Raw genomic sequence first — 7,998 nt, 5'->3', positions numbered from 1 at the left:
GGCAGAGGCCCCCCGTGGTGCCCCCGTCACGTTCGCGGGCCCGCCGCCCGGAGTACAGTTCGATGGACGGATGGGCGTTCAGGCCCTCCGCATGCCTTCCGAGGCCGAGCCCATGACGACGTACGCTGCCGTCCAGGCCTCCACCGTCACCACCACCGAGACGGTGGCCCGACAGGAAGCCGCGCCCGCCCCCGTCGAGGTGCAGACGCCCGCGCCTCCCCGAGAGGACGACTCCGAGTCCCGCCGCGAGAAGCTCAAGGCCCGCCTCAAGGCCGTGCGTGAGAACCCGCGCCCGGAGCCGCTGCCCGCCACCGTCGCGGAAGCGGGCCAGCGCGCCGTGGAGCGCATCACCCACCTCCAGGCCGAGCTCACGAAGATCAAGGCGCTCAACCTCACCCTCACGCAGGACCTGGAGGTCGCCCGCCGTCAGGCGGAGAAGGCCACGGAGGAGGCCCGCCTGCGCATGGACGAGGCCCGCCGCCTGTCCGCGGAGATGGAGGGCCGCGTGAAGCTGCTCGCGGACCTGGAGCGTGAGCTGGCCTCGCTGGAAGGCGAGCGCGACGAAGCGCTCCTGTCCCTCCAGGAGGCCCGCCAGGCCCTCCAGGCCGCCGCGAAGGAGCACGAGGCCCTGGAGCAGGTCGTCACCAAGGGCAAGCTGGCCCTGGCGGACAGCCTGGCGGAAGAAGAGCGCCTCGCCGTTGAGCTGGAGGGCGCCAAGGACGAGTCCGCCTCCCTGCGCCGCGCCGTGGAGACGCTCCAGGGCGAGCGCGACGTGCTGGCCCAGCAGGTCGCGTCCCTCACCGCCGAGCGCGCCGAGCTGCTGGAGGCGCGCAAGGCCCTGGAGTCCGTGCACCGCGCCCTGAGCCAGGCCACGGTGCGCTGAAGGCTACTTCGCGTCCTTCGCCACGCCCGTGGGCTTCTTCACGGGCCCCACGGCGGCGGTGAAGGACGCGGGCAGGACCGGCCGCTGCAACGCCGCCACGTCCACGCGCGCGAGCGGATCCGCGTTGTTCCCCCGAGCCTCGACGATGGACTTGATCTGCCCCTGGCGCTCCTTCGCGCTGGGGTGGTTCTCCCAGAAGCCGCCGCCTCCGGACGTCTGGCCGAGCAGCTTCGAGAACTCCCCGGGGTCGTAGCCCGCGGACAGCATCAGCTCCACCGCGAGCGCGTCCGCCGCCAGCTCCTCGTCCTTGCGGTGGCCCTTGCCGGCGAGCTCCACGGTCCCATCGACCATCTTCCCCATCAGGCCCGTGTCCGAGTCCAGGTCCAGCCGGCCGTCCAGCAGGCTCGCGTTCTTCAGCGCCGATGCGACCACCGACTTGCCGACGCCCACCATCGCGTCGCCCTTGCAGGTGCTCACCTTCACGGAGACGTACTGGTTCAGCGCGTGCTTGAGCACGACGTGGGCAATCTCATGCGCCAGCACGCCCGCGAGCTGCGCCTCGTTCTCCACGCCCTGGAGCAGCCCGTGCGTGACGAACACGTAGCCCGCGGGCGCGGACAGCGCGTTGAAGCGCTTCGTGTCGTTGAGCACGCCGAACGTCCAGCCCAGCTCCGGCCGGGGGGACTGCATCGCCAGGTTGCGGCCCACCGTGTTGACGTAGGTGCTCAGCTTCTCCTGCGCGGCGCCTGACAGCATCAGCCCGCCGCCCTGCTGCGCCCAGTGGATGGCCAGCGCGCTGCCCAGCGCGTACTCCTCCTGGATGGCGGGTGCCACCTTCAGCTTGTCGCAGGAGTCCACCTTCTCCGCCGCGTCCGCCACCCGGTTCACGTCCGCCCCCAGGTTCGCGGCCTTCAGCCCCTTCGCCACCTGGGTGCAGGACGTGAGGCACAGCCCCAGGCCCGCCGCCACCAGCACTCCCATGCGCGAGCGCATCACCTGCCCCCCTTCTTCGCCTGAGGCTGGGGCCCCAGCTTCGTGTTGGGCGCCACCACCGGGAACAGCCCGGCCTGCTTCACGTGCGCGTCGATCTCCACGGGAGTCACGGCCTTCGCCAGGCCCTCCAGCTTCTTGAGCTGGTTCACCGCGACCGCGTAGTCGCCGCCCTTCTCCTTGCCGTACTTCTCCGCGCCCGGGCTCAGCGCCTTCACCGCCGCGCCGCTGGACACGAAGGCCGCGGGGTCGATGGTGCGCGTCTTGCCGTCCTTGGACACCAGCTCCATGTCGGGCGGCTTCGTGGACAGGTTCGTCTGGAACACGTAGCCGGCCTTGCCTCCGGGCTCGGTCACCTGGTGCCACTGGGCGTTCTTCGGATCCGCGCCCTTCCACGTCACCTGCTGCCCGGGCTGGAGCACCGCCACCACGTCCGCAGTGGGCACCGCGCTCTTGAGCACGCGCGTGTTGCGCGCCTTCACGTAGAGCTTCTCATCCTTCTTCACCGCCCACGCGGCCGTCACCGGCACCCCCAGCGCCAGCAGCAGGATGCCCCAGGTCCATCGTCTCATCGTCGTGCTCCCCACCCTGATACGCCGTCACTTCTCAAGATTCGCCACGCCATCGAAATTCTCCGGAGGCGCTTCCAGGTACTCGCGGCAGCGCTCCAGGAGCTTCGCCGTGGGCCCGTCCTCCGGCGACCGCGCGGCCTCCGCCTCCAGCACCGCCGCGGCTTCGGCGAAGCGCGCCTCGCGGTACAGCGCCAGGGCCTCATGGTAGCGCGCCACCGTCTGCCGCATGGACGCGTCCAGCCCGCCCTTGAGCGCCAGCAGCTCATACACCGTGACGGCCTCCGTCTTGCCCGCCACCCGCACGCGGTCCAGCTCGCGCACCTCGATGTGGTCCTTCGCCAGCTCGTACGTGCGCGGGCCAATCATGATGACGGAACCATAGGCCTTGTTCGCGCCCTCCAGGCGCGCGGCCAGGTTCATGCCGTCGCCAATGGCCGTGTAGCTGAAGAGCTGGTCGCTGCCGAAGTTGCCCACGAAGTTCACCGCGCTGTTCACGCCGATGCGCGTGTACACGTCCGGGAACCCCTTCTGGCGGAAGTCCACGCGCAGCGCGTCCACCGCCGCCTTCGCCGCCAGCGCGCCCCGGCACGCGCGCACGGCGTGGTCCTCCTGGGCCATGGGCGCGCCGAAGAGGCACACCACCGCGTCGCCAATGTACTTGTCCAGGCAGCCGCCCTCGTGGAGCAGCGCCCCGCTCACCGTCGTGAGGTACGTGTTGAGGATGCGCACCAGCTGGCGCGGGTCCTCCTTGAAGCGCTCGCTGAAGGTGGAGAAGCCGCGGATGTCGCTGAAGAACGCGGTGATCTCCTTGTTCTCCCCATCCAGGCGCGGCAGCTGCCGCGAGCGGATCATCTGCTCCACCAGCTTCGGCTCCATGAAGCGGTGGAACGCCTGCCGGATGAACTGCGTCTCGCGGTTGGCCACCAGGTGGTTGAACGCCAGCGCGGCCACGCTGGCGCCCACGCCCGCCAGCGCGGGCATCGCCATCAGCACGTGCGTGTGTGACGTCTTGAGCAGCAGGCCCATGAGGGCGTGCAGTCCCAGCACCAGCGCCAGCGGCCAGACCACCTCCAGCAGCGTCCAGCGCGCCGTCACCAGCAGCACCGCGGACACCAGCGCCACGAGGAACGTCAGGCCCAGGTCCACGCCCGGGGACGCGCGGGTGATGAACCTCCCCGACAGCAGCGTGTCCACCACCGTGGCCTGCTTCACCAGCCCGGGCTCCGTGGGGGAGAAGGGCGTGGCCTTGATGTCGTTGAGTCCCACCGCCGTGCCGCCGATGACGACGACCTTGTCCTGGAAGGTGTCCGCGGGCAGCAGCGGCGTGTCGCCCTTGGCGCGGCGGATCCAGTCGTTCAGCACGTCGAAGAGGCGCACCATCACGAAGCGCTCCTGCAGCGAACCGCCGTAGTCCAGCGCGGCGCTCCCGTTGGCGTCCACGGGCCAGGTGCGCTCGCCCAGGCGCAAGGTGCGGCCGGAGAGCGTGACCTCCTTCGCGCCCAGCAGGTCCGCCATCATGCGCACCGGCAGCGTCACGTAGGTGTTGAGGCCGTCCGTGTACGCGAAGGACGTGCGGCGGATGGAGCCGTCCCCGTCCGCCTCCATGTCCACCAGCCCGACCCCGTTCACCGCGTTCACCAGCGCGGACGTCGGAGGCACCGGGTAGCGGGGACTCGATGACGGCTGCGAGGGCGTGTCCCCCAGCCTGGGCAGCGGCCTCCCATCCGTCCGGCGCACGGGGAAGGCGAGCGCCCGCGCCAGGGCCTCCGGCGTCAGCACGGGCGTGGCCGGGGCCGGCGCTTCCTCGAACTCCTCGGGGAAGGAGTCGCCGTCCGGCGGGCTCGCGGGGGGAGCGGCCTCGGGAGCGGTCAGCGGCACGGGAGCCTGGAAGTCCGCGCGCACCAGCGGCTTCGCGGAGCCGCTGCTCGCCATGCCCACGTAGAAGGGGAGGCCCGTCTCACGCAGCGCCTGCGCGAAGCCCAGGTCGGCGGACTCGTCCGCCGTCCGCTCGTCCATCACCGCGTCGAACAGCACGGCCCTGGCTCCGGCGGCCTTCAGCTCCTGCGCGATGCGCGCCCACAGCGTGCGCGTGTACGGCCAGTTGCCGAAGTTGAGCTGAAGCTGCGGGTCCTGGCTGATGCGGTCGATGGTGCTCTGGTCGATGGCCACCACGACCACCTGCCCGGACTTCTCCCGGCCACCGGTGTAGCGGACCAGGGCCTCGTCGTAGGCGATGTGCTCCGTGCTCTCCAGGAGGTGTGCCTCCTCGCACGCCCACGCGACGAGTGTGGCCACCAGCGCGATCCCCAGCATCACGCGTCCGTGATGGCGCCAGCGCTCCTGAACCGACTTCCACGTCTCACCCGTCACGGCCCCTCCCCATGAGGTCGATGGCGGGACGCTACTCCGGGATGCGCCCGCGCGACATGCGCAAGGGCCAGCGGAATTGGACCTTCATCCAGGAGGAGCCGGAGAGCCCCGCGAAGCAGGCAACCCTGCGAGCCGTCGGAGCCCTTCGCGTCCGCCAACCGACGCCTGCACGTCTGTTGCCGTTGGGGAGAGGCCCCCAACCTTGAGGCCCATGGGACCCGAGGCGGTGAAGCACACCGCCCGCGCTCACTGCCTGTCCCTCCCCAGAAGGAGTCACCTCGTGGCCTTGGACCTGTTCAAAGAAAAAGGCACTCCCGTCGAGCGCCAGTCCTTCACCTGGAAGGACATGGTGCGGCGTCCCTACAGCAAGATGGACGACGACGCCTTCACCCGCACGCGCGTCATCCTGATGAATGGCATTGAAGCGGATGCCCTGCGCATGAAGCACATCTTCGCGCGGCTCAATCTGGAGCTGCGCCCGCACCTGGCGCTGGTGCGCCGCGCGGAGCACCACCAGCAGACGCTGGTGAACTGGCTCACGCCGCCGGACCAGAAGGTCATCGAGACCACGCTCGGCTTCGAGCAGCTGGCCATCGAGGTCACCGCCAGCGTGGCCCTCCACGAGCCGGACCCCTATCTGGCCCAGACCTACCGCTTCGGCATGCTGGAGGACTTCGACCACCTGTACCGCTATTCGGCGCTCTATGACCGGCTGGAGGGACAGGACCCCAACAACATCACCCAGTCCTATACGGACATCATCCCGGGCCGCCCCACGGTCGTGGAGCACCGCCATCCGCTGGATGACCTGCGCCGCCCGTATGACTGCAAGACGGCGGATCCGCTGTCCAAGCTGCACGCGATGACCATCACCGCGTCGGAGTTCCAGACGCACGACTACTACATGACCGTGGGCCCCACGTTCACGGACCCCGTCGCGCGGCAGCTCTACGCGGAGATCGCCTCCATCGAGGAGCAGCACGTCACCCAGTACGGCTCGCTGATGGACCCCGGCGAGTCCCTGCTGGAGAAGTGGCTGCTCCACGAGGCCATGGAGGTCTACAACTACTACTCGTGCCTCGCGTACGAGTCGAACCCGCGCATCAAGGAGATCTGGCAGCGGTTCGTGGACTACGAGCTGGGCCACCTGCACTACGTGATGGAACTGTTCAAGAACCTGGAGAAGCGTGACCCGGCGGAGGTGCTGCCCCGGACGCTGCCAGAGCCCATCGCGTTCAAGGAACACCGTGAGTTCGTGCGCAAGGTCCTGTCGCAGGAGGTGGACATGCGCTCCGACGGCATGGACTACGTGGACAAGTCGCAGCTGCCGCCGGACCACCGCACGCTCGCGTACCAGGCCCAGCTGAACTCGGAGGGGTCGCCCTCGGAGACGGCGGCGGCCGGATACACCTGGAGGCCGGGCACGGAGCTGGCCGCGAAGGCGCAGCGCATGGGCTCGGTGCTGGAAGGGAGGAGGCTGCAATGAGCAAGGACACCGTCGCCGACGTGGGAATGAACCGCACCGGCATCAAGACGTCACCCGTGGACAGCAAGGACATCATCGCGCAGGCGGAGAAGGCGCGGCCCAGCAGCCCGGGCGACGCGCAGGCCATCGCGGACGTGCGCAAGCAGTACATGCGCGAGTCCGGTGACGGCCTGGGCCGCGTGCCGCCGCCCTCCAGCCTCAAGGGCGTGGCGAAGACCGCCGTGGACATGCTCAAGGGCGGCAAGCCCACCGTGTTCATCGACAAGCTGGGAGAGCGGCTCGCCTTCGAGCGCAGCGGCGTCCGGCTCTATGAGGGCGCGCTCTCCAAGCTGGATGTCTTCGGCAGCTGGGAGGGGGGCCCTTCGCGGGAGCTGCTCACGAAGATCCTCGATGACGAGCTCAGCCACTTCGCGCTCCTGATGGAGGCCATGGAGAAGCTGGGCGCGGACCCCACGGCCATGACGCCGTCCGCGAACCTGACCTCGGTCATCTCCATGGGCGTGCCCGCGGCCATCTCCGACGCGCGCACCAACCTGCGGCAGACCGTGCAGGCGCTGCTGGTGGCGGAGCTGACGGACAACGCGAGCTGGGAGGTGCTCATCGACCTGGCGCGGGGCCTGGGCCATGACTCGCTGGCGGACCGCTTCCAGCTGGCGCTGGACGCCGAAGCCGAGCACCTGGCCCTGGTGAAGGGCTGGTACGCGGCGGGCGTGTCCACGGAGGCCCGCGCGCCCATGGACTCCGCGTCCATGCCCGCGCAGCCCTGAGGGCGGCCAGGCGGACAGGCAGCCGGAAGTGGCAGGCCGTTGTGCGAGGACACAGCTTGTGGGCTCGCACAACGGCTTCGTCACGTCCGGAGGGAACGACATGCAGCTCAGTGAGCTGGGAGGCTCCGAGGGCCTGGAACACAACGCCACGCTCAACCGTGAGTCATTGGTGGCGCTGGGTGCCTTCAGCGCGCTCACCGCGGGCGCTGTCTTCCTCAACGCGAGGAGCACGCGCGAGGCCGTGGAGGGGCGCTGGTACAAGCAGCTGAAGAAGCCGTCCTTCCAGCCGCCGCGCCAGGCCTTCGGGCCGGTGTGGACGACGCTCTACGGCCTCATCGCCGTCTCGGGCTGGCGCATCTGGGGCTCACCCGCGGGCGCGCAACGCTCGCGCGCGCTGGGCCTGTGGTTCGTGCAGCTGGGGCTCAACGCCGCGTGGTCGCATCTGTTCTTCCGCAAGCGCCAGCTCAAGGCCGCCGCGGTGGAGAACTGGGTGCTGCTCGGAGGCATCGCGGCGTACACCGCCGCCGCCAGCCGCGTGGACCGCAAGACGCCGTGGTTCATGGCGCCGTACCTGGGCTGGGTGGGCTTCGCCAACGTGCTGTCCACCGACATTGCCCGGCTCAATGGCTAACACCGGGCGTCTTCCCTCCTCGCGCGCTAGTTGCGCATGCGTGAGGGGGGGACCGCGTTGTTGAAGGACAGCACGGCGGCGAAGTAGCGCGCCTGGTTCTCCGAGGTGCAACGCACCTCCTGGATGCGCCCACCGACCTTCACCCGGACCACCCACCCGTCGTTGTCCTGGCTGATGGGGGACTCGCTCTTCATCGTCATGTTTTCCATGGGGTTTCTCCCTCCCGTGCGCCCGGATAGAGCAGGGGGCGTGCCAGGGCCGGGAAGCGTGGGATTCCAGCCCTTTGCATGGAGCCATTG

The 7,998-nt window shown here is 69.7% G+C and carries 8 protein-coding genes; 4 read left to right on the top strand and 4 right to left on the bottom strand.

Annotated elements, in window-relative coordinates:
- Positions 1–883 (top strand): extensin-like protein (locus D7X55_RS31265; RefSeq protein ID WP_121724974.1); only part of this gene is annotated, 883 nt, incomplete at its 5' end.
- Positions 884–886: 3 nt separating this feature from the next.
- Here the strand turns inward: D7X55_RS31265 and D7X55_RS31260 are convergent.
- From D7X55_RS31260 to D7X55_RS31250, 3 genes are read right to left on the bottom strand one after another with little or no spacing between them, the layout of a single operon-like run.
- A complete protein-coding gene (locus D7X55_RS31260; protein ID WP_233610176.1) occupies positions 887–1,876 on the bottom strand; it encodes a M48 family metallopeptidase in 990 nt (329 codons plus the stop codon).
- Complete coding sequence (locus D7X55_RS31255; protein WP_121724972.1) at positions 1,876–2,445, bottom strand: SH3 domain-containing protein; 570 nt, start codon at positions 2,443–2,445, stop codon at positions 1,876–1,878. The genes D7X55_RS31260 and D7X55_RS31255 overlap by 1 nt, the downstream gene beginning before the upstream one ends.
- 27 nt (positions 2,446–2,472) lie before the next feature.
- Positions 2,473–4,815 (bottom strand): CHASE2 domain-containing protein, encoded by a 2,343-nt coding sequence (locus D7X55_RS31250; protein WP_121724971.1) that lies wholly within the window; start codon positions 4,813–4,815, stop codon positions 2,473–2,475.
- 280 nt (positions 4,816–5,095) lie between these two features.
- Between D7X55_RS31250 and D7X55_RS31245 the strand changes: the two genes are divergently transcribed.
- The 3 genes from D7X55_RS31245 to D7X55_RS31235 all read left to right on the top strand — a co-directional run bounded on the left by D7X55_RS31245 (position 5,096) and on the right by D7X55_RS31235 (position 7,699).
- Positions 5,096–6,301, top strand: coding sequence for a hypothetical protein (locus D7X55_RS31245; RefSeq protein WP_121724970.1), 1,206 nt, complete (start codon positions 5,096–5,098; stop codon positions 6,299–6,301).
- Positions 6,298–7,068, top strand: coding sequence for a ferritin-like domain-containing protein (locus D7X55_RS31240; RefSeq protein WP_121724969.1), 771 nt, complete (start codon positions 6,298–6,300; stop codon positions 7,066–7,068). The genes D7X55_RS31245 and D7X55_RS31240 overlap by 4 nt, the downstream gene beginning before the upstream one ends.
- Positions 7,069–7,168: 100 nt before the next feature.
- A complete protein-coding gene (locus tag D7X55_RS31235) occupies positions 7,169–7,699 on the top strand; it encodes a TspO/MBR family protein (protein ID WP_121724973.1) in 531 nt (176 codons plus the stop codon).
- A gap of 26 nt (positions 7,700–7,725) precedes the next feature.
- On the opposite strand, the gene D7X55_RS31230 is transcribed toward D7X55_RS31235, so the two are convergent.
- Positions 7,726–7,908: a hypothetical protein gene (locus tag D7X55_RS31230; RefSeq protein ID WP_120547298.1), complete on the bottom strand. Its 183-nt coding sequence runs from the start codon at positions 7,906–7,908 to the stop codon at positions 7,726–7,728.
- Positions 7,909–7,998 lie beyond the last annotated feature (90 nt).

Origin of the sequence: Corallococcus sp. AB049A, from assembly GCF_003668885.1 — a bacterium.
Taxonomy (GTDB): Bacteria; Myxococcota; Myxococcia; order Myxococcales; family Myxococcaceae; genus Corallococcus; species Corallococcus interemptor.
The sequence above is the reverse complement of the archived record's forward strand: the minus strand, read 5'-3'. Positions and strand labels throughout refer to the sequence as shown.